Here is a 21,046-nt window from a genome sequence, read left to right as displayed (position 1 = left end):
CCGGGACACAATTGCCGCGCGTGCGTAAGCTGGAAGGGATGAATACTTCTGCCCTCCCCGCCGCACTTGCGGAAATTGTTGACGACTTCCAGGCCGTAACCGAACCGGAACGGCTCCAGCTGCTGCTTGAGTTCTCCCGCGAGCTGCCCGAACTCCCGGACCGGCTCAAGGACCACCCGGAGCTGATGGAGCAGGTGGTCGAGTGCCAGTCGCCGCTCTTCCTGACCATCGAAACGGAACCGTCCGACGGTGGCGCGGTCGGCAGCGTGCGGCTTTTCTTCAAGGCGCCGCCCGAAGCCCCCACCACCCGCGGGTTCGCCAGTGTGCTGCATGAGGGCCTCGACGGGCTGAGCCCGGCAGAGATCCTCGCCGTCCCGGACGACATGCCTGAGCTGCTGGGCCTTACCCGGGCCATCACCCCGCTGCGGATGCGCGGGATGACAGCGATGCTGGGCCGGATCAAACGCAAGGTTGCTGCCCTCCCGCAGCAGTCCTGACCACGGACCGGACCCACCCGGATATCCGAACAGAATGGCACGCAAACAGGCGTCGCAGGGAACCCCGGCCACCGCAGCACTGGCGGCAGCCGGGGTTCCTTTCCTCGCCCATCCCTACAGCCATGACCCGGGTGCAGCCAGCTACGGGCTGGAAGCCGCGGAGGTGCTTGGAGTCGATCCGGCCCGGGTGTTCAAGACCCTGATGGTCGACGTCGACGGCCGCCTTGCCGTCGGCGTGGTGCCCGTGAGCGGGAACCTGGACCTCAAGGCGATGGCGGCCGCGCTGGGCGGCAAGAAGGCTGTGATGGCGGACCCGGCCGCGGCGGAGCGCCGCACCGGCTATGTGCTGGGCGGCATTTCTCCGCTGGGCCAGCGGCAGCCCTCCCCCACGGTTCTGGATGCCAGCGCGCTGGACCTGGACACGATCCTGGTTTCAGGGGGGCGGCGCGGCCTGGACATCGAGTTGAGCCCGGCCGAACTGATCCGACTCACCGGGGCACGCACGGCGCAAATCGGCACCCGCAGGAACTGATCCGGGCTCCGCCCCGGGCCCGACTACCCCGCATGGGGCTGTTCCGGGTTCGGCCGCTCCGGGTCGGCTGCTCAGTGTCCGGCCGTTCAGGGTCCGAATGCTCCGGGTCCGGCTATTCCAGACTTGGCTATTCCAGACTTGGCTGTTCCAGACTTGGCTGCTCCGGACTCGGCTGGCCCGGATTCGGGCGGGGAGCGAGCTGCTGCCCGAGCCAGGCCGTGACCAGCCGCTCCCAGTGCTCCGGATCCACGTTCCATTCCTTGGTGTGCCGGGCACTGTCGAACGTCTCGAAGGTGACCATCTCGGGGTTCTTCTCGGCCAGGGCAGCGGACGGGCCATAGGGAACGTATTCGTCGTCCACACTGTGGATGATCAGCGTCGGCGTCCGCAGTTCCACCGCCCGGGAAACCCAGTCCATCGCTTTGAGGTCCACAGGCGCGGCGAGGCCGGTCAGCCGCCGGCCCAGTCTGTGGCTCATCATCAGCTGCCCGTAGCGTCCCACCGCCGAGGGTATCCGGTTGAGCTCGGCGTGGTGGGCCAGCACGTTCACCCAGTTGATGACGGGCGCGTCCAGCACCATCGCCCGGATCAGGGGGTGGTAGCGGGACAAGTCGGCGGTCTGGAGACAGATGGCCCCGCCCATGGACCAGCCGAAAAGTACTACTTCGCTGGCGCCCTGTTCGAGGGCAAAGCCGATGGCTGCCTCGACGTCGCGCCATTCGGTGGAGCCGAGTCCGTAGCGGCCGTCCTGCGCCGAGGGCGCCAGGCCGTCATTGCGGTAGGAGATCAACAGGCTGGACATGCCCAGTTCCCGGGCGGTCCGGACCGCCCGCAGGCATTCCTGCCGGCTCGCGCCGCGGCCGTGCACCATGATCGCCCAGATGCCGGACTCCTGCGGGGCCCGGACCAGCCACGCCGGCGCCGTCCCGCCGTCGACGTCGATGTCCACGTCCTCCGACGGCAGGCCGATGCCGGCCGGATCCGGGTGCGCGGCCCCGCTCCAGTAGCCGCGGCGCGCCGTGCTGAGGTCGCCGCTGTAGACAGCCTCGACTTCGCGCTGCACCGTGCGCTCCCCCGGCGAATAGGACACGATCCGGCCGATCCGGGCGTGCCCCCGGCCGCCGTCGAAGAAGAAGCCGTAGACGCCCTCCACGGTGGTCTCGGGAGTGGCCGCGAGGATGAGCTGGAGCCCGTGCCCGCCCCGGATCACTGCGAGAACTTCCTGGTCCTCCTCCTTGATCCGGGCGGGAGTGATCACGCGGCGGGCGAAATAGAGGGCGAGGGCGGAGGAGCCGGCGGCCAGCAGTCCGGCGGCGGCGCTGCCGCCGATGATCCCGCCAAGGGCCCACTTGGCGCTGCCCCTGACCGAAACTTCCGTCGCGGAGGGCGAAACGCCGGTCGCGGAGGCCGCGACGGCGCGGGCGTACTGTCCACGGGCGGTGGAGATCCGCTGCGGGGCCGGCAGGAGGCGTGGGGAGGAAGCCATGGCACCATTCTTACTGAACTCCCCGCCCACCGTGGCATCCGCGACCACCGGCGGCGGTTCCTGCTGATGGACGCCGGGCGCTGCAGCACCGCCGGTCAGAACATTCAACCGCGACCGGCGGGTACCCGGCGCCCCAATCCGTGCGGGCGCACCGGTGCACGGCTAGGTGTATTAACCACGGACGTTGGTGACAGGCGGCGTGGTTAGGTGACAAAAAGAAGACCTCCGGGTGGAGTGGGCTTGTCTAGAGTCCAGTTCCACAAACGGAGGTCTTCATGTCCCACCCTAATGCTTTTCTCGCTCCCCGGGGACGGCTGCAGCTGGCCAAGTGCGTCGTCGATGACGGGTGGCCGTTGCGTCGGGCTGCGGAGCGGTTCCAGGTGTCCGTGCCGACAGCGGCACGCTGGGCCGGCCGTTACCGTGAACACGGCGAGGACGGGATGGAGGACCGCTCCAGCCGCCCACTGAGGTGTCCCTCGCGGACCCCGCAGCGGCGGGAGCGGCGGATCATCGCCCTGCGCGTGAACCGGCGGTGGGGGCCGGCCCGGATCGGGTATCTGCTGGGCATCCACCCATCCACCGTGCACAAGGTCCTGTCCCGGTTCGGGCTGGCGAAACTGTCCTGGCTGGACCGTGCCACGGGCCGGGTGATCCGCCGCTACGAGCACGAGAAGCCCGGCGACATGATCCACGTCGACATCAAGAAACTCGGACGCATCCCCGACGGCGGCGGGCACCGCGTCATGGACAGGGCAGCGGGCAAGAGGAACAAGACCGGAACCGAAGCGAACCGGCGCCCCGGCTACGCCTACCTGCACAACGCCGTGGATGACCACTCCCGCTTCGCCTACACCGAGATCCTCGAAGACGAGAAGAAAGAGACCGCCGCCGGCTTCTGGGAACGCGCCAACGAGGCCTTCAACGCCGCCGGCATCACCGTGAAGCGCGTCCTGACAGACAACGGCTCCTGCTACCGCTCCCACGCCTTCAAAGACGCCCTGGGCCCGGACATCACGCACAAACGAACCCGGCCCTACCGCCCCCAGACCAACGGCAAAGTCGAGCGCTTCAACCGCACCATGCTCGAGGAATGGGCCTACGCCCGCCCCTACACCTCAGAGGCCGAGCGCGTTGCCGCTTTCCCGGCCTGGCTCCATGACTACAATCATCATCGAGGCCACACCTCACTCAAGGGTCAGCCACCAGCAAGCCGCGTCACTAACCTCAGTGGGTAATACAGCTAGGCTGGGGGCATGAGTGATCCAATCGTCATTTTGACAGAAGAGCCCCTCGGCGCGGACGACCGCGTCAACATCGAAACCCTGATCGCCGGGGGTGATGCGCCGCTCGTGGTCCTGGTTCCGGCCAGCACGGAACGGCACCTCCTGGTGGATTTCCTGGAGAACTTGTCCCTGCTGGAAATCTCCAAGGCCTTCCGTGAACTGACGGCCCACCCCGACCCCACCGGGGAGCGCGCCGAAGCCGCCGAGACCCTGGCTGTCTCGCTCGCGGCGCTGGCCGGACTCGGCGGCGGCGTCACCGGCGAAATCGTCGAGGGCAAGCCAGTGGACGCAATGGTCGCCAGGGTCAAGGAAGTCGGCGCCGGGCAGGCCGTGGTGATCACCCGCCCGCACGCCGTCGCGGATACGTTCCACACCGACTGGGCCACCAAGGCGCAGGACAAGCTGGGCCTGCCGGTCCTGCATCTGTACGCCGGATCGGGATTTATCGGGGACTCCTGAGCGTTATTGAGGCTATGAGCATCTTTAGTAACAGGACCAAAGTCACGCCCGTCGCGGCCCCCGCCGCCGAAAATGCGGCCGGCTCCGCTGCCGGGAGCGTCGCCGGAGGGGTTGCCAACCCGCCCGCTGAAAAGTCCGACGAGCAGTGGCGCCAGGAACTGACGCCGGAGGAGTACCGGGTGCTGCGCGAGGCCGGGACCGAGCGGCCATATACCGGCGAATACTGGGACACCCACACCGAGGGGGTCTACCAGTGCCGCGCGTGCGGCACCGAGCTCTTCACCAGCAAGGAGAAGTTCGATTCGCACTGCGGCTGGCCTTCCTTCTGGGCCCCGCTTGCGGAGGGCAACGTCAAGTACATCCACGACCGCACCCTGGGCATGGAACGCGTCGAAGTCCGCTGCGGCAACTGTGATTCCCACCTTGGCCATGTGTTCGAGGGCGAAGGCTACGGGACCCCGACCGACCAGCGTTATTGCATCAATTCAGTCTCCTTGAAGCTGGTCTCGGCGGACGACGCCGCCGAATAGTCCGGAATCCGGGCCGACCACTGCCAGGCCCCCGTCTCGCTCCGCTGCTGCGGCGCAGGGCGGGGGCCTGTTCCGTGCCGTCGGCCCTGCCCGTCGCGGGCGGAAGCCGCGCCCCTGCTGGAGCTGGGACGGGCCGGGCACGCCACTTGCCACAGAGTTTCTTATGCTCGGCTTGGTTTTGCATTAGGAATCCTGTTTGCTTGCTACGCTCGGCATAGAAGCTGAAGAGCGACGCTCCCAGCCAACAGAAAGGCGCCCGCTGACGATGACTACCACCGCTATCACCACCACTGCCCCGATCTCCGCCAGCTCCCCGGAGTGGTTGCAGCTCAAGGCTGCCGCCACCGCACTCCAGGCACTCCAGGTCCACGACGGCTCCGTCCCGGAGACCGCCAACCACGAGGCCGCCGCCGGCTATGTCCGGACCATCACGGAGTCGATTGGCGCCCTGGCCCCGGCCTTCCCGCATGACGCCGGCTACCTCGAGTTGCTGGTCGCCGACTTCGGCCGCTGGGCCGACGGCGGCTTCGGCGTGCCCGATTTCCTCGACTCCCTGCAGGCGTTCCAGCCGCAGCAGCACCGGGTGAACGGCCTGCGGCACCTTGTGGTTTTCCCGATGTACACGCAGAACGGCAGCAGCAACCGCCTCGTCGAGGCGGTGCTGATCGAAGCCATCTGGCCCGAGTTCATCGCCGGTCTCGAGGAGGGCGAATACTCCAACAAGCTCTTCGTCCCGATCCGTTTCCTCGACTTCACCCCCGGCTACGACACCAATTCCGCGGTGCTGTTCCCGGAAACCGTCGCCGTCCGCGAGACCCCCACTTTCACCTGGGGCGCCATCTTCGCCGACCGCGAGGCAGCACGCTTCCGCCGTGTGCTGCGGGCCGCCGCGGACATCACCTCACTGCAGCTCCCCGAGGACGCCGCGGCCCTGCTCGAGGACCAGGAGCTGACGCAGGAAACCTTCGTCATGTGGGACCTCATCCACGACCGCACCCACATGCGCGGCGACCTGCCCTTCGACCCGTTCATGATCAAGCAGCGCATGCCGTACTTCCTCTATTCCCTCGAGGAACTCCGTTGCGACCTGACCGCCTTCCGCGAATCCGTGAAGATCGAAAAGGCTGAGGAAGCCGATCCCGAGGCACGCCGGCACGCCAAGCTGGTGCAGTACGCCGTCATCTTTGACCGGATCTTCCGGTTCGCCATCACCGGCAGCCGCGTCCGCAACTACGACGGCCTCGGCGGCCAGTTGCTCTTCGCCTGGATGCACCAGCACCATGTCCTGCACTGGACCGACAGCAAGCTCAGCATCGACTGGGACGAAGTCGCCGACGTCGTGGTTGAACTCGGCGCCAAAATCGAGGAACTCTACTGGCGCTCGATCGACCGCCCGAAGATGGCCCACTGGCTGGCCGCGTACGAGCTGATCTCCGGCACTGTCACACCCAACCCGGCGTCCGTCTGGGCAAAGGGACCGGGCGCGCTGCCGCTGTCCGGCCCGCCGCGCGGCCTCACCGACCAGGTGCTCGACGACGAATTCCCGCTGTCCATGTTCTACGAGGCCCTCGAAAAGAAGATGCGCCCCGTGATCGAATCCACCGCCGGCATCACCGGCATGTCGGATACGGGCTCCGTGACCACGGCCATGAACGCCGGATGAGCTCCGGACGCACCCTGAACGTGCTGGTCACGGGCGGCAGCGGCCCTTCGGGGATCGCCGCCGCCCGCGCCCTGCACAACGCCGGGCACCAGGTCTTCACGGTCGGCTCCGACGGGCCCCGGATCGAGGCGGCCGCCGCGGAAGCCGGCAGCGGCGTCATTCCGCTGGTCTGCGACCTCGCCAGCCTGGCCGACGTCCGGTCGCTACACGCCGCCGTCCACTCACGGCTTGCCGGAGCAGGCCTTGCCGGGTCGGGCACTGCCGTGGACGGCGTCATCCACCTGGTCGGCGGCTGGCGCGGCGCCAAGGGCATCACGGACCAGAGCGACGAGGACTGGGAGTTCCTGGAACGCGGCGCGATCACCACGCTGCGGAACGTCACCCGGGTCTTCTACGACGACTTGGCAGCCTCGGATACCGGGCGCTTCGCCATGGTCTCCTCCACCGCCGTGGCCAGGCCGACGGCGGGCGGAGCCAGCTATGTGGCCGCGAAGGCCGCCGCCGAAGCCTGGACCCTGGCCGTCGCGGACGGCTTCCACCGGGATCAGTCGGGCCGCAAGCAGGACCCCGTGGACCAGCACAGCGCCGCGGTGATCTTTGTGGTGAAGGCCCTTGCGGACGCGGCCATGCGGGCCAAGGCCCCGGACCGCACTTTCCCCGGATTCACCGATGTGGAGGAATTGGCCGCAGCCGCCGTCGCGCTTTTCAGCTCCCCCGCGGCCGAACTCAATGGCCGGCGGCAGCTGCTGGGCCCCGGACCCGGAAACTGAAGCCGGGCCCTGCGCCCCCGGCACTGAACTTCGGCCCGGACCTCCTTAGACTGAAAGCGTGAGCAAATCGATGACAAGCACAGTTGAAACTGCCCCTGCCAGCACCGCGGTGCGGCTCCACGACCCCTCCGTCCGCGGCTTCGCCTCGGACAACTACTCGGGCGTCCACCCCGAGGTGCTCGCTGCCCTGGCCGCCGCCAACGGGGGCCACCAGGTCTCCTACGGCGAGGACGACTACACCGCCCGGCTGCAGCAGCTGATGGAGCAGCACTTCGGTGAAGGGATCGAATGTTTCCCGGTCTTCAACGGCACCGGCGCCAATGTGCTCTCGCTGCAGGCCCTGCTGCCGCGCTGGGGCGCGGTGGTCTGCGCCTCCACCGCCCATATCAACATGGACGAGAACGGCGCGCCGGAGCGGATCGGCGGCATCAAGCTGCTCCAGGTTCCCACGGCGGACGGCAAGCTCACCCCCGAGCTGATCGACCGGGAAGCCTGGGGCTGGGGAGATGAGCACCGCGCCCAGCCGCTGGCCGTGTCCATCACCCAGACCACCGAGCTCGGCACCTGCTACACCCCCGAGGAGGTCCGGGCCATCGCGGAGCATGTCCATTCCAAGGGCATGAAGCTGCACATGGACGGCGCCCGGCTGGCCAACGCCGCCGCCCACCTGAACGTGCCGCTGCGGGATTTCACCCGCGATGCCGGTGTGGACATCCTCTCCTTCGGCGGCACCAAGAACGGCCTGCTCTACGGCGAGGTCGTCGTCGCACTCAACCCGGCCGCGGCCCAGGGCCTGATCTACCTGCGCAAGATGAATATGCAGCTCGCCTCCAAAATGCGGTTTATGTCCGCCCAGTTCATCGCCCTCCTGGAGGGAGACCTCTGGCTGCGCTCCGCCTCGCACGCCAACGCCATGGCGGCCCGGCTGCGCGCCGGCGTCGAGTCCATCCCCGGCGTCGAGCTGAGCCAGAAGACCGAGTCCAACGGCGTGTTCGCGGTCCTTCCGGCCGGCGTGGCGGACCGGCTGCGCGAGTCCTTCCGGTTCTACGACTGGAACGAGGCGGCCCGGGAGGTCCGCTGGATGTGCTCCTTCGACACCACCGAGGCTGACGTTGATTCCTTCATCGCTGCCATCAGGCGCGAACTCGCTGCCGGCTGAGCCCGGCGGCGGGCCCGCCGCCGCCCGCACCGGCCCGGGGGTCTCCGGCCCGGGGGTCTCCGGCCCGGGAGTCTCCGGCGTCAGCCCGACCGGGCAGCGGCGGCGAGCCTGCCGGGCTTGGGCTCGCCGCTTGCATAATCTTCCATTGTGAACGCACTCGATCAGGTTCCGGCTGATTTTCTCTTTGCCCTGGGAACCCTTCGTCAGGCACGAACCCGCAGTGAGCTGCGCCTGGAGGAGATCCCGGCGCCCGCGCGGCTCGCGCCGTTCGCCGTCGCGCTCGGGGCGGAAGTCATCGCCCCAGGCGAACCGTCACCCGCCAGGGCGGTCCACGGCCCTGCCGCCGCGGCCCTGGCACGTGCGTCCGGAAGCGACGACGTCGAGCTGGCCACCGGCCGCTTCATCCTGCTGCACGATCCCGAAGGCTCCGCGGTGTGGGAGGGTGAATTCCGGATCGTCACCTACATCCGCGCCCAGCTGGAGCCGGAAATGGGCAACGACGAAATGCTCGGCTCGGTCGCCTGGGCGTGGCTCGTCGAAGCCCTGGAAAACCACGCAGCACCCTACCGCTCGGCCGGCGGCACCGCGACGCGGGTCCTGTCCGAAAGCTTCGGAACCCTCGCGGACCGGCCCAATTCGATCGACATTGAACTCCGGGCCTCCTGGACGCCGGACACCCCGGACATCACCTCGCACCTCGAGGCCTGGTCGGACATGGTCTGCACCTTCGCCGGCCTTCCGCCGCTGCCCGAGGGCGTCACGCCGCTGCCGCGCTGGCGCCGCGGCCAGGCCTGAGATGGGACCCGGGCGCCGGGGGAATCCGCTTCGTTTTGGCCAAGGCGCGGCCTGGAACACTGTGTTGTCGGTAAACTGAACTCATCATGACCCCTCATATTCCGGAAATCACCACGGCCGGCGCCGTTCAAAGTACGACCGAGACCGCTGACACCACAGCCCACATCGCGGTGGACGGCTTCGACAGCCTGGTCCCCGAGGTTATCGACCTCGATTCCCCCCGCGACGGCGTGCCTCTCGTCATCGAAACCCAGTCCGGCCTGGAACGCTGCGCCGCGGCCCTCGCCGCAGGCCACGGCCCCGCGGGGGTAGACGCCGAACGCGCTTCCGGTTTCCGCTACGGCCAGCGCGCTTTCCTGGTCCAGATCCGCCGCGAAGGCTCCGGCACGTGGCTGATCGATCCGGAGCCCTTCGGGAACCTGGACATCGTCAACGACGCCCTGCGCGGTGTTGAATGGATCCTGCACGCGGCCAGCCAGGACCTGCCCTGCCTGGCCGAACTCGGCATGTGGCCGGACAAGCTCTTTGACACCGAACTCGCCGCCCGCCTCGCCGGGCTTCCCCGGGTGGGCCTTGCCGCGGTGATCGAACAGCTCCTGGGCTTTGGCCTCGCGAAGGAACACTCAGCGGCCGACTGGTCCACCCGTCCGCTGCCGGAACCCTGGCTGCGCTACGCCGCCCTCGACGTCGAGGTCCTCACCGAACTACGCGAGGAGCTCATTGAGCTCCTTGTGGCCGACGGCAAGCTCGATTATGCCGAACAGGAATTCGCCGCCATCCTCGAGGCCGGCCAGGCGCCGCCCCGCGTCGACCCGTGGCGCAAGACCTCCGGGCTGCACCAGATCCGCGACCGTCGCCAGCTGGCCGCGGTCCGCGAACTGTGGCTCGAACGCGACTCGCTGGCACAAAAGCGCGACGTGGCGCCCGGACGGCTGATCCCCGACTCCGCCCTCGTGGCCGCCGCCAAGGCCATGCCCGCCACAGTGCCGCAACTGCTCGGCACCAAAGGCTTCCACGGCCGCGCGGCCCAGCGTGAGGCACCGCGGTGGCTGCGCTGCATCAGCGCCGCCCGGACTCTTGAGGAGCTCCCTCCCCTGCACCTGCCCACCAACGCTCCCCCGCCGCCGCGCGTGTGGGCCGACCGGGACCCGGAGGCCGCCGCACGGCTGGCCACCGCCCGGCCCCTGCTGCAGGCCAAGGCCGAGGAACTGAACATGCCGGTGGAGAACCTGCTGACGCCGGATTACCTCCGCCGCGTTACCTGGCGCCCGCCGATGGAACCCAGCGAGGAAGGCATCGCGGAGGAGTTGGCGAACCTTGGGGCCCGCCAGTGGCAGATTGAACTCGTCGCGCCGCTGATCGCCGAGGCGTTCCTGAACCCGCAGCCGCTGCCGGCCAAGGAAGCCAAAACCGCGACAGCCATACCTGACCCCACAGCTGCAGCCGCACCTGCCGGGGCAGCGCCGGACACGGCGCACTAGGCGGCCGCGCTCCGGCTCCCGGTGTTTCATCGAACGGCGCGCCACCGGACTGCTTGCCAGCTATGTTACTGACGAGTAACATATTGTCTGATGTCGCCCGGATACCTGCTGCCCCTGGCTCCTTGAGTCCGGGGCACGGATCCGGCACCCACGTCTCGATGAGGAGTAACACGTGAGCCAGCACCCGAGCAGCGGAAACCCGAGCAGCGGAAAAACCGGAAGCGCGAGTCCCCGCACCATCCGCGAGGTCGTCTTCGTCGACGGCGTCCGCACCCCCTTTGGCCGCGCCGGAGAGAAGGGCATCTACGCCGGAACGCGCGCCGATGACCTCGTCGTCAGATGCATCCGCGAACTGATGCGCCGCAACCCGTCCCTGCCCGCCGGGCGGATCGACGAAGTCGCCATAGCGGCGACCACGCAAACCGGCGACCAGGGCCTGACCATCGGGCGCACCGCCGCCCTGCTGGCCGGACTGCCGCGGACCGTGCCGGGCTTTGCGATCGACCGGATGTGCGCCGGCGCCATGACGGCCGTGACCACCACGGCAAGCGGCATCGGCTTCGGCGCCTACGACGTTGTGATCGCCGGCGGCGTGGAGCACATGGGCAACCACCCGATGGGCGCCGGCGCGGACCCCAACCCGCGCTTTATGTCCGAACGGATCGTGGACCCGGCAGCCCTGAACATGGGCAACACCGCCGAGAACCTGCACGACCGCTTCCCCGCCATCACCAAGGACCGCACGGACGCCTACGCCGTCGCCTCCCAGGACAAACTGGCGGCGGCCTATGCCAGGGACCAGATCCAGCCGGACCTGGTGCCCGTCGCCACGATGAAGCCGGGCCAGGGCTGGACCGTGAACACGGTCGATGAGCCGCCGCGCCCGGGCACCTCGGTGGAGGACCTCGCCGCGCTCAAGACCCCGTTCCGCGCCCACGGCCGGGTCACGGCCGGGAACGCCGCCGGGCTCAATGACGGCGCCACCGCCGCCCTGCTGGCTTCCGCCGACGCCGCCGAGGAACTTGGCCTGCCGGTCAAGATGCGCCTGGTCAGCTACGCCTTCGCCGGCGTCGAGCCCGAAGTGATGGGCATCGGCCCGGTTCCGGCCACCGAAAAAGCCCTCAGGAACGCCGGCCTGGGCATCGGGGACATCGGCCTGTTTGAAATCAATGAGGCTTTCGCCGTGCAGGTGCTTAGTTTCCTGGACCATTTCGGCATCGCCGACGACGACCCCCGGGTCAACCGCTACGGCGGGGCGATCGCCGTCGGGCACCCCCTCGCGTCCTCCGGCGTGCGGCTGATGAACCAGCTGGCCCGCCAGTTTGAGGAGGACCCGACGGTCCGCTTCGGCATGACGACGATGTGCATCGGCCTGGGCATGGGCGCCACCGTGATCTGGGAGAACCCGCACCACGCCGACTACGGCCTTGCCCTTGACCAGACCACCACCACCGAGACTGGAGCCGCAGCATGAGCGCCGCTGATTTCCGCAAGCTTGCCGATTTCTTCCCGAACGAGACGGTCACCCACTCCTACGTCCAGGACATCGAGCTGCCGGCGGTTGACGGCAGGAGTCCGGGCACCTTTGCCCTGGTCACGCTGGATAACGGCCTGGACCACTCCAAGCCCACGACCCTGGGTCCAAACACCCTGATCGAGCTCGGCACCGTCCTGGAAGGGCTCAAGGAGCGCGCCGCCCGCGGCGAGATCGTGGGGGTGGGCGTCACCGGCAAGCCCCACTTCCTGGTCGCCGGCGCGGACCTGTCCACGGTCAAGTCCATCAGCGGCCGTGAACACGGCCTCTGGATGGCCCAGCTCGGCCACGACGTCTACGGCACCCTGGCAAACCTGGGCGTCCCCAGCTTCGCCTTCGTCAACGGCCTCGCCCTGGGCGGCGGGCTGGAGATCGCGCTGCAGTCCACCTACCGCACGGTATCCACCGGCGCCGGCGCGCTGGCCCTGCCCGAAGCGTTCATCGGCCTGATCCCGGGCTGGGGCGGGGTGTACATCCTGCCCCGGCTGATCGGCCCGGAAAACGCCGTCAAGGTGATGATCGAAAACCCGCTCAGCAACAACCGCACGCTCACCGGGCCGCAGGCGTTCCAGCTGGGCATGGCGGACGCCATGTTCGAACCGGCAGATTTCGTCGAGCAGTCCGTCGCCTGGGCAGCGCGGGTCATCGCGGGCGCCGTGGTTCCGGAACGCGCCCACGCCGTCGATCCCGGGGCCCCGGAGGTGGCGGCCCGCTGGGCGGCCGCCGTCGCCGCCGGCCGGTCCTTCGTGGAGGACAAAACCTCCAACGCCTCCCCGGCGCCCGCCAAGGTCCTCGAGGTAATGGAAGCCAACCGGACGCTGACGCAGGTCCAGTCGGCGGAGCTGGAATGCGAGACCCTCGCGGACCTGATGCAGACCGACGAGTTCCGCTCCACCGTCTACGCCTTCCTGGACCTCGTGCAGCGCCGGTCCAAGCGCCCCGCCGGAGCGCCGGACCGCAAGCTGGCCCGGCCCGTGACCAGGATCGGCGTCGTGGGGGCCGGCCTGATGGCCAGCCAGCTCGCCCTGCTTTTCGCCCGCCAGCTCAAGGTGCCGGTGGTGATGACTGACATCGACCAGGCCCGCGTGGACAAGGGCGTGGGCTACGTGCACGCCGAGGTCGACAAGATGCTGCAGAAGGGCCGGATCAGCCCCGATGCCGCCAACCGCACCCGGGCGCTGGTCACCGGATCGGTGTCCAAGGAAGCCTTTTCCGACGCCGACTTCGTCATCGAGGCGGTGTTCGAGGAGCTCAACGTCAAAAAGCAGGTCTTCAAGGAAGTCGAGGCCGTCGTTTCACCCGAGTGCATCCTCGCCACGAACACCTCCTCGCTGTCCGTCACCGCCATGGCCGAAGACCTGGAGCACCCGGAGCGCCTGGTCGGTTTCCACTTCTTCAACCCCGTCGCCGTGATGCCGCTGCTGGAGATTGTGCGCGCCCCGAAGACCGACGACGCCGTGCTGGCCACCGCGTTCGAGCTCGCCAAGGGACTCAAGAAGTCCGCTGTGCTGGTCAAGGACGCCCCCGCGTTCGTGGTCAACCGCCTCCTGCTGCGCCTGATGGGCGAAGTGACCGCGGCGTTCGATGAGGGCACCCCCGCGGAGGTGGCAGACAGCGCGTTGCGGCCGATGGGCCTGCCGATGACGCCGTTTGTCCTGGGCGCCATGGTGGGGCTGCCGGTCGCGCAGCACGTCCAGGAATCCCTGCACGCGGCGTTCCCCGACCGCTTCACCGTCTCGGGGAACCTGCAGAAGCTGATCGATAACGGGGTGAAATCGATCTGGGCGATGCAGAACGGGGTGCCGGCCAAGGGACCGGACGGCAAGCCTTTCATCCCCGCCGAAACGCTCGCGCTGATGTCCTTCGGCAGTACACCCTCCACCGGCGAGGAGGTGCTGCGCCGCACGCAGGACGCCCTGGCCGAGGAAATCGGGCTCATGCTGGAGGAAGGCATGGTGGCAGGACCGGAGGACATCGACCTCTGCATGATCCTCGGAGCGCGCTGGCCGATGTTCCTCGGCGGCATCACCCCGTACCTTGACCGGGTGGGCGCCTCCGAGCGGGTCAACGGCAGGAAGTTCCTGGCGCCCGGCGTGGCGTCCGCTCCGGCCGCCTGAGCACCGACTGAGCACCAAAGCTGCACCGCCCGGCATTTCGGCACCCGGCTTTCACCACACGGCCTTTCACCACCAGGCTTTGACCACACGGCGCCGCTGTCCGCACCTGACCCGGTGCGGGCGGCGGCGCCGCCGTGTCAGGGTCCTGCGGTGCCGGCCGGATGAACCACCGCGCCACGGCGGAAGTGTCGCCGGGCGGAAGGCAGCCAGAGGAGTACCGCAGGGACCAGCCCGCCGATCAGCGGCAGCCCCTGGGAGAAGACCGTCAGGAAAACCGCCGGCAGCACACCGCCCGTGGCTGCCGGGCTCCCGGCCGCTGCGGAGGAAAGTCCGGCGAGTGTGGCCAGCACGAGCAGGGTCAGTCCAGCCACGGGGATGACGGTGACGACGGGCCGGACGAAGGCCCGTCCCCGCCGGAGCGCCCCCGCGCAGGCGAGGTCCGCAACAGCCACCGAGGCAAGAGTCAGCCAGAGGACCAGGGCCGGGGTCGTGCTTCCGCCTGAACCCATGGTGTCCGCAAGGAGGAGCAGCCCCAGCGCCGCCTGCAGCGCGGCGAGCACTCCGCCGACCACCAGGATCCAGACCGATGCCGTCACGGCCGTTGGCACGCGGTCGGAGGCGAGCTCCGGAGCGGCAGCAGTTTCGCTCTTGTGCGCACCGGCGGCGGCGAAATACGCGTTGGCCGCCGGCAGCCACATGAGCACCGTGACGGCGACTGCAGCGGCACCGGCCGCGCCGACCGGAGACAGCAGCACCGCCGGCCAGGGCACCTCGCCGACCGGCGGGCCGCCGCGGAAGATGAACAGGGCCGGGATGATCAGCGCATAGGCCGACAGGACAATGCGGGCCAGCCGGCGGCCCCGCCTCAGGAGCACGGCGAACACGCCGCCGGTCACGAACACGGCCGCACTGGCCAGGTAGAGCACCAGGGCCGGGAGGTAGGTCTGCGGCGGGACCATTCCGCTGAAAGCCAGGACGAGGAGGAGCCCCTGAAGCGTCCAGACGGTGCCGGCTGCCCCGAGGACAAGCCAGATCCAGGAGCACGTTGTCAGGACGGCGGGAACCCCGGAACGGGCTGCGGTGTCTGCTTTGCTGTCCATAGCCTAAGGCTCGGGGCCCGGCGGGCGGCCCGGTAGGGTCACAAGCCCCGTGCCCGTCAGGTTTCCCGCAGGCTCCCGCCGTCAAGCTGCAGGACGCGATGTGCCGTGGCCCGGGCGTAGCCGGGATCGTGGGTGACCATTACGACGCCGGCGCCCCGCGCGGCGGAGTCCTCGACGGCGCGGCGCAGGAATTCCAGGCCGTGCCGGTCCAGCCCGACCGTCGGTTCGTCCAGCCCGATGACGGCCGGCCGGCGGGCCAGCACGGTGGCCAGGGTGAGCAGCCGCTGTTTCGAGGCCGGCAGCTCTGCCGGGTGCGTACCTGCGGCATCGGAGAGCCCGACGGCGGCCAGCGCCCCGTGTGCCCTGGCCTCGGCGTCCCTGCCCGCCAGCCGCCGAAGTCCGAAGCTGACCTCCCGCAGCACCGTCCGTTCAAAGAGCTGGTCGCGCGGATGCTGGAACAGCAGCCCGACCGAGGCGGCGATACGGCCGGCCGGGAGACCGGCGGTATTCCGTCCCTGGACGCGCACTGCACCGGTGTCCGGACGGAGCAGCCCGTTGAAGTGGCGCAGCAGCGTTGTTTTCCCGGCCCCGTTCGGGCCGGTGACGGCCACAATCTCCCCCGGCCGAACCGTGAGCTGCAGATCCCGCAACAGCGGCTCCCCGGCAACTCCGCCGGCTCCGGGGAAGCCGAAACCGAGGCCCTGCAGTTCGAGCACGGGTGCGGCGGCCGGCTCCGGAGCCGCGGCCCGGGCGGCGGGCGCGGTGTGGGTGAGGGCGGGCAGCACAATGCCGGTACGGGCCAGTTCCGCCGACCGGATCAGCTCCCGGGGTGTCCCGCTGGCGGTGGCGGTGCCGCCGTCGAGGATGATCCAGTGCGCGGCGGAGCGTGCGAGGCCGTCGGCTGCCTGGCCCAGCACCACCACGGCGGTACCGGCGCCGGTGAGCCGGCTGATCAGGTCCCGGACCTGGATGACACCCGCAGCGTCCAGGGAGGCCAGCGGTTCGTCCAGGACCAGCACACCGGGTCCGGCGATGATGGCGCAGGCGATGGCCAGCCGGCGCAGTTCCCCGCCGGAGAGGGTGGCCGGGTCCCGGTCCAGGAGGGATGTCAGGCCGGTCAGTGCCGCGGTGCCTGCCACGTCCCGGAGCATCCGGGGCCGCGGGGTTCCGCGGTTTTCCAGGCCGAAGGCGAGTTCCTCGGCGACGGTGGAGCGGACCGTGGAGAGCATGGCCGCCGCATCCTGGGGGACGTAGCCCACCGTGCCTGACCAGACGGAGGGATTGATCCGGGGGTCCTCCCCGCCGCCGCGGAAGTCCAGCAGCTCCCCGGCCAGCGCGAGCGTACCAGTGAGCCGTCCGTCCTGCCCGGGCCGGAGCCAGCCGGCCAGCAGTTTGCCCAGGGTGGTTTTCCCGCTGCCGGACCCGCCGAGGACCGCCGTGAGAGTTCCCGGACGGGCGCTGAAATCCACGTCGTGCAGCGCGGGGGCGGTGTCGCCGTGGAAGCTGAAGCTTCGGATCCGGGCGGCAATGGCGGCGCCGGTCCGGGCGGCGGGGTCAGCGGTGGTCATGCGGGCCACGCAGCCGGCCAGGCGGCCCCGATTCGGACTGCCACGGCCGCGGCGGCGAGCAGCAGCAGCACCGCCCGCAACCGCCGCTGGACCGGCGGGTCCGCGACCTCGCGGTAGCTGGTCCGGGGGCCGGGGCCGCCGAAGCCTCGTGCTTCCAGGGCCTGGGCACGGCTCCCGGAGTCCTCGATAAGGCCCAGCACCAGGGGAAGCATCTGCAGCCGTGCCCCGACGAACCTGGACAGCACCCCGCCGCCGAGCACCAGCCCGCGGGCCTCCTGCGCCGCCCTGATGCTTTCCAGCCTGCCGGACAGGGCCGGCAGGAGGGTGAGCGCGGCGGCCAGGACAAAGCCGAACTGCGGCGGCAGCCCCCGGGCAGCCAGCGCCGCCACGAGATCGGGGGCGCTCACGGTGAAGGAGAACAGCAGGAGCACCAGCACGCAGGCGCCCGTGCGGGTGCCTGCCTCCAGGGCGAAGTTGAGGCCTTCCGCGGTGACCCGCGCCGGTCCCCAGGCCGCCAGGACGGTACGGCCCTCCGGGAAGAACAGCCCGTGCAGCATCAGCAGGGACAGCCCCAGGGGAAGCAGGACCGCCGCTGCGGCGGCCAGCACGCGGCGGCCGACGCCGGCGCGCACGGCCAGCACGGCTGCGGCGAGGGCGACCGCGAGGGACAGCGGCCAGTTCCCGGCCGCCGTCGTGATCACCGCGGTGCAGCCTGCCGCCGTCAGCGACGTCAGGGGATGGAGGGCGGAGGGCATTCTCGGGGCAGTCCGTGTCAGGCTTCGGGCTCAGGCTTCCGGCGAGGCCGGGGTCCTGCCGGCGAGCACCCGGTGCCGCCGGACAAACGGGAACCGGGCGGTGGTGCGGCGGGGCAGCGCGTAGACCAGCATCGCGGCGATGGCGAAGACGATGGCCTTGTCCATCGGGTCCGAGATCAGCGCCTGCTTGGTGATGGCTGCGAGCAGGGTGTCGCCCATGGCACGGAAGGCGCTGACCAGCGCCCCGGTGCCGAGGCCCGCGGTGCCGCCGAAGACGAAGGCCGCGATCGGGGCGGAGATCACGCCGGCGAGGATGCCGGTGAAGAATCCGGCCACGGGCGCCAGGTAGAAGCGGCGGAACAGCCCGCCGCGGGCGGCCAGTCCGGCCAGGAATCCGATCAGCGCCGCGCCGGCGGCGAAGGGCAGCACGGTCGGGTTGAAGAAGGACCACACGATGCTGCTGAGCGCGCCCGTGGCGGCACCCGCCGCCGGACCGGCGAGGACGGCGATCAGGACGGTGCCGATGGCATCGAAGTAGAACGGCAGCCCGGTGCTGCCCATGAGCTGTCCCAGGACCACATTCAGGACCAGCGCGACCGGCATCAGCACCAGCGTGGACGTGGGCAGGACCGGAAGCGCCGCGGCAATCAGCAGCACCGCGCCCAGGAAGAATCCGCCGAGGGCAACGAGCGCCGCGACGCTGGCCGGGCCGTTGGCAATGTCCGCGGGCTGGGTCAGGATCAGGAAGAGGTAGGTGCCTGCGATTGCGGCGGCACCGGCGAGTTCCAGCAGGCGGCGGTTGCGCCGAGCCTTGGCTGTGCCGGCGGCGGAACCGGCACCGGATCCGGTGGCAGGGAGGGTCAGGGACTGCTGTGACATGGGGATGGTCCTTCGGTGGGGGCTGCAACATCCGCCTATGTCACCTCGGCGCAGCTCCTATCCTAACCAGTGGCGGGCGGCCCGCCGGACGCGCTGCGCCGCGCCAGCGCGCCCACGGAGGAAATCAGCTCCGCGAAGCAGTGCTCCGGGTTGTTGGAGGCGACGATCCGGGCGTTCGGCGGCAGGCCCCACAGCCCGCGGAAGTCCGCTACCGTGGTGCCGATCAGCAGGGGCGAGCGGGTTTCGACGTCGACGGTTGCCAGCCGGGTGGTGAACGGGGTCCGTGCGACAGCGGCGCAGGCCGCGAACGCGTCATGCATGTGCGCCACGTAGCCCTGGTCGTAGAGCCGGTGGAACTCCATGTAGAACCGGATCGCATCCGACAGACAGGCCACAAGCGGGCTGGCTGAGGTGCTGCGGAGGCCCTCCGGCTGCCCCGGGAGGACCAGTTCCGGCCCGGCCCCGGCGGCCTCGCCGAGACGCCGGAGGTGCTCCGGCAGCATCTCGATCCGCTCCGTGGTCTCCAGCGCGCACACCACCGGCAGTTTGTCCTCCGGCAGGCCGCGGTAGGCGGCGAAGACTTCCCGGGCCGCGTGCGGATCCACCGAGACGTTCCATTCCGCCGTGGGTGTGGTGTTGCCCTGGTAGTAGAAGCTCCCGCCCATGATGACCAGGCCGTTGAGCAGCCGGGGCAGCTCCGGTTCGCGGCGCAGCGCCAGGGCGAAGTTGGTCAGCGGCCCGGTGATCAGCCCGGTGATCTCCCCCGGGTGCGCCCGGACTTCCTCCACCCAGACGTCGACGGCGTGGCGCGGCGAGATCCGCTGGGCGGGCGCCGGCAGCTCGGCGTAGCCGATCCCCTGCGGCCCGTGGGTCTCCTCGGTGGTGACCAGCGGGATTTCCAGCGGCACCTCGGCGCCGGTGGCCACCTCGATTCCCGGCCGCCCGCACAGTTCCAGCAGCGCCAGGGTGTTGAGCGCGACCTGGCGGGCACCAACATTCCCCGCCGTGCAGGTAATGGCCTGCAGGTGGACCTCCGGCCGGGACAGCAGGTAGACGAGAGCCAGGGCGTCGTCGATTCCAGTGTCAACGTCCATCAGGATGGTGTGCGCCGGGACGGGAATCCCGGGGAGGAGCCCGCCGCCCGGCAGTTCGGGCTCCATCTAGAACAGTGCGACCTTGGGCGTGCGCGGGAAGATGTCGTCGAGTTCGGCGAGTTCCGCGGCGCTGGGGATCCAGGCCACCGCGGCGGCGTTCTGCCGGACTTGTTCGGGCCGGGTGGCGCCGGCAATGACGCTGCTGACCGAGGGCTGCGCCGCGAGCCAGGAGAACGCCACCTGGATCTCGTTGAGGCCCCGCTCGGCGGCGAAGGCGCTGAAGGCACCGAGCTGTTCCCAGTCGGCGTCGTGGACCAGGTTGGTGCGGGTATGGCTCAGGCGCGAGCCCGCCGGCGCGGTGTCCTTGGCGTACTTGCCGGTCAGCAGCCCGTTGGCGAGCGGGAAGTACGGCAGCACGCCCAGGCCGAAGGCTTCGGCGGCGGGCGTGACTTCGAGTTCGGCCCGTCGGTCCAGCAGGTTGTAGTGGTTCTGGCTGGAGATGAAGCGTGCTCCCCCGCGGGCGCGGGCCACGAATTCGGCCTCGGCAATCTGCCAGCCGGCGCGGTTGGAGTGGCCGATGTAGCGGACCTTGCCGCTGGTGACGAGCTCGTCGAGGGCGGCGAGGGTCTCCTCGACCGGGGTCAGCGGATCGGGGGTGTGGAACTGGTAGAGGTCGATCCAGTCTGTCCCGAGCCGGCGCAGCGAGGCTTCGGCTGCCTTGATGATGTAGCGGCGGGAGCCGCGGGCGCCGAAGTCGTTGCCGTTGGCCCCGCGCATGTCCATGCCGAACTTCGTGGCGAGCACGGCGTCGTCGCGGCGGCCCTGCAACGCCCGGCCCAGCATGGTCTCGCTGAGGCCCGGCTCCCGGCCGTAGGTGTCGGCGACGTCGAAGAAGGTGATTCCGGCGTCCAGGGCAGCGTGCACAACGGCGTCGGTCCCCTGCTGCGACTCGGTCGCCGTGCCGGGCCGGCCCAGGTTGTTGCAGCCCAGCCCCACGACGGAGACGGTCAGTCCGGAATTTCCTACGCGGCGGTATTCAGTCATGGGGTTCAGCCTATAACGGCCGGCAGCGCCCCCTGGCAGGACCGGCGCTGCAGGCCCGGCGCTACCCTGCGGGCAGTTCCAGCCCGCGCTCGTCCAGGGCATCCTCAAGCTGGGCGAGCGTCCGCGGACAAATGCCGTGCATCCCGGCGAGGACACGCCCGCCCATGGCCACCACCTGTTCGAGGGTCTCGACGCCGGCGTGGGCGAGGGCCCGGCGGGCGGGAGCCGCGATCCCCCGCGGCAGCGGGGTACGGCCGGGTTCAACGGATTTCGGTGCCATGATGCATACCTTCCAGTCGA

General features: G+C 69.8%; 20 protein-coding genes. 12 read left to right on the top strand and 8 right to left on the bottom strand.

All coding sequences use genetic code 11. The features are described 5' to 3' along the window. Nucleotides 1-38: 38 nt before the first annotated feature. The gene (locus tag ASPU41_RS13625; RefSeq protein WP_197515652.1) at nucleotides 39-497 is read left to right on the top strand and encodes a SufE family protein; all 459 of its coding nucleotides are present in this window, start codon (nucleotides 39-41) and stop codon (nucleotides 495-497) included. Nucleotides 498-531: 34 nt separating this feature from the next. Next, nucleotides 532-1,029 carry a Cys-tRNA(Pro) deacylase gene (gene ybaK, locus ASPU41_RS13620; RefSeq protein WP_069951382.1) on the top strand — a complete coding sequence of 166 codons (498 nt, stop codon included), beginning with the start codon at nucleotides 532-534 and terminating at the stop codon, nucleotides 1,027-1,029. Nucleotides 1,030-1,156: 127 nt separating this feature from the next. Here the strand turns inward: ybaK and ASPU41_RS13615 are convergent, their stop codons facing one another. Then, on the bottom strand, nucleotides 1,157-2,515 hold the full coding sequence (locus ASPU41_RS13615) for an alpha/beta hydrolase family protein (RefSeq protein WP_069952693.1): 1,359 nt from the start codon (nucleotides 2,513-2,515) through the stop codon (nucleotides 1,157-1,159). A 275-nt stretch (nucleotides 2,516-2,790) separates the two neighbouring features. Here ASPU41_RS13615 and ASPU41_RS13610 point away from each other — a divergent pair, with 275 nt between their 5' ends. From ASPU41_RS13610 to ASPU41_RS13565, 10 genes are all read left to right on the top strand, one after another. Further along, the gene (locus ASPU41_RS13610; RefSeq protein WP_069949745.1) at nucleotides 2,791-3,750 is read left to right on the top strand and encodes an IS481 family transposase; all 960 of its coding nucleotides are present in this window, start codon (nucleotides 2,791-2,793) and stop codon (nucleotides 3,748-3,750) included. 18 nt (nucleotides 3,751-3,768) lie between these two features. Next, nucleotides 3,769-4,257: a hypothetical protein gene (locus ASPU41_RS13605; RefSeq protein WP_069951381.1), complete on the top strand. Its 489-nt coding sequence runs from the start codon at nucleotides 3,769-3,771 to the stop codon at nucleotides 4,255-4,257. A gap of 14 nt (nucleotides 4,258-4,271) precedes the next feature. Then, entirely contained in the window at nucleotides 4,272-4,787 is a 516-nt protein-coding gene (gene msrB / locus ASPU41_RS13600) for a peptide-methionine (R)-S-oxide reductase MsrB (protein ID WP_069951380.1), read from the top strand. Between the two features lie 265 nt (nucleotides 4,788-5,052). After that, nucleotides 5,053-6,450: a DUF6421 family protein gene (locus ASPU41_RS13595; protein ID WP_069951379.1), complete on the top strand. Its 1,398-nt coding sequence runs from the start codon at nucleotides 5,053-5,055 to the stop codon at nucleotides 6,448-6,450. Next, entirely contained in the window at nucleotides 6,447-7,220 is a 774-nt protein-coding gene (locus tag ASPU41_RS13590; protein WP_069951378.1) for an SDR family oxidoreductase, read from the top strand. The genes ASPU41_RS13595 and ASPU41_RS13590 overlap by 4 nt, the downstream gene beginning before the upstream one ends. Before the next feature lie 70 nt (nucleotides 7,221-7,290). After that, complete coding sequence (locus ASPU41_RS13585) at nucleotides 7,291-8,379, top strand: threonine aldolase family protein (protein ID WP_069951377.1); 1,089 nt, start codon at nucleotides 7,291-7,293, stop codon at nucleotides 8,377-8,379. Between the two features lie 144 nt (nucleotides 8,380-8,523). After that, nucleotides 8,524-9,174, top strand: a complete 651-nt coding sequence (locus ASPU41_RS13580) for a DUF3000 domain-containing protein (RefSeq protein WP_069951376.1) — start codon at nucleotides 8,524-8,526, stop codon at nucleotides 9,172-9,174. A gap of 86 nt (nucleotides 9,175-9,260) precedes the next feature. Next, nucleotides 9,261-10,655: an HRDC domain-containing protein gene (locus ASPU41_RS13575; RefSeq protein ID WP_069951375.1), complete on the top strand. Its 1,395-nt coding sequence runs from the start codon at nucleotides 9,261-9,263 to the stop codon at nucleotides 10,653-10,655. A gap of 238 nt (nucleotides 10,656-10,893) precedes the next feature. After that, entirely contained in the window at nucleotides 10,894-12,129 is a 1,236-nt protein-coding gene (locus ASPU41_RS13570; protein ID WP_197515853.1) for a thiolase family protein, read from the top strand. Continuing rightward, nucleotides 12,126-14,306: a 3-hydroxyacyl-CoA dehydrogenase NAD-binding domain-containing protein gene (locus ASPU41_RS13565; protein ID WP_069951373.1), complete on the top strand. Its 2,181-nt coding sequence runs from the start codon at nucleotides 12,126-12,128 to the stop codon at nucleotides 14,304-14,306. The genes ASPU41_RS13570 and ASPU41_RS13565 overlap by 4 nt, the downstream gene beginning before the upstream one ends. A 137-nt stretch (nucleotides 14,307-14,443) precedes the next feature. Here ASPU41_RS13565 and ASPU41_RS13560 read toward each other — a convergent pair whose 3' ends face one another. The 7 genes from ASPU41_RS13560 to ASPU41_RS13530 form a co-directional block, all read right to left on the bottom strand. Further along, on the bottom strand, nucleotides 14,444-15,406 hold the full coding sequence (locus tag ASPU41_RS13560) for a hypothetical protein (RefSeq protein ID WP_069951372.1): 963 nt from the start codon (nucleotides 15,404-15,406) through the stop codon (nucleotides 14,444-14,446). A 56-nt stretch (nucleotides 15,407-15,462) separates the two neighbouring features. Next, nucleotides 15,463-16,974: an ABC transporter ATP-binding protein gene (locus ASPU41_RS13555; protein ID WP_069952692.1), complete on the bottom strand. Its 1,512-nt coding sequence runs from the start codon at nucleotides 16,972-16,974 to the stop codon at nucleotides 15,463-15,465. Further along, the gene (locus ASPU41_RS13550) at nucleotides 16,971-17,729 is read right to left on the bottom strand and encodes an energy-coupling factor transporter transmembrane component T (RefSeq protein ID WP_069951371.1); all 759 of its coding nucleotides are present in this window, start codon (nucleotides 17,727-17,729) and stop codon (nucleotides 16,971-16,973) included. Before ASPU41_RS13550 ends, ASPU41_RS13555 begins: the two co-directional genes overlap by 4 nt. A gap of 30 nt (nucleotides 17,730-17,759) precedes the next feature. Next, a complete protein-coding gene (locus ASPU41_RS13545) occupies nucleotides 17,760-18,608 on the bottom strand; it encodes a glycosyl transferase family 9 (protein ID WP_069951370.1) in 849 nt (282 codons plus the stop codon). A gap of 62 nt (nucleotides 18,609-18,670) precedes the next feature. After that, nucleotides 18,671-19,702: a nucleoside hydrolase gene (locus ASPU41_RS13540; protein WP_069952691.1), complete on the bottom strand. Its 1,032-nt coding sequence runs from the start codon at nucleotides 19,700-19,702 to the stop codon at nucleotides 18,671-18,673. Nucleotides 19,703-19,768: 66 nt separating this feature from the next. After that, nucleotides 19,769-20,746: an aldo/keto reductase gene (locus ASPU41_RS13535; RefSeq protein ID WP_069951369.1), complete on the bottom strand. Its 978-nt coding sequence runs from the start codon at nucleotides 20,744-20,746 to the stop codon at nucleotides 19,769-19,771. Between the two features lie 61 nt (nucleotides 20,747-20,807). Continuing rightward, on the bottom strand, nucleotides 20,808-21,026 hold the full coding sequence (locus tag ASPU41_RS13530) for a hypothetical protein (RefSeq protein WP_069951368.1): 219 nt from the start codon (nucleotides 21,024-21,026) through the stop codon (nucleotides 20,808-20,810). Nucleotides 21,027-21,046 lie beyond the last annotated feature (20 nt).

Source organism: Arthrobacter sp. U41, from assembly GCF_001750145.1.
Classification (GTDB): Bacteria; Actinomycetota; Actinomycetes; order Actinomycetales; family Micrococcaceae; genus Arthrobacter.
The sequence above is the reverse complement of the archived record's forward strand: the minus strand, read 5'-3'. Positions and strand labels throughout refer to the sequence as shown.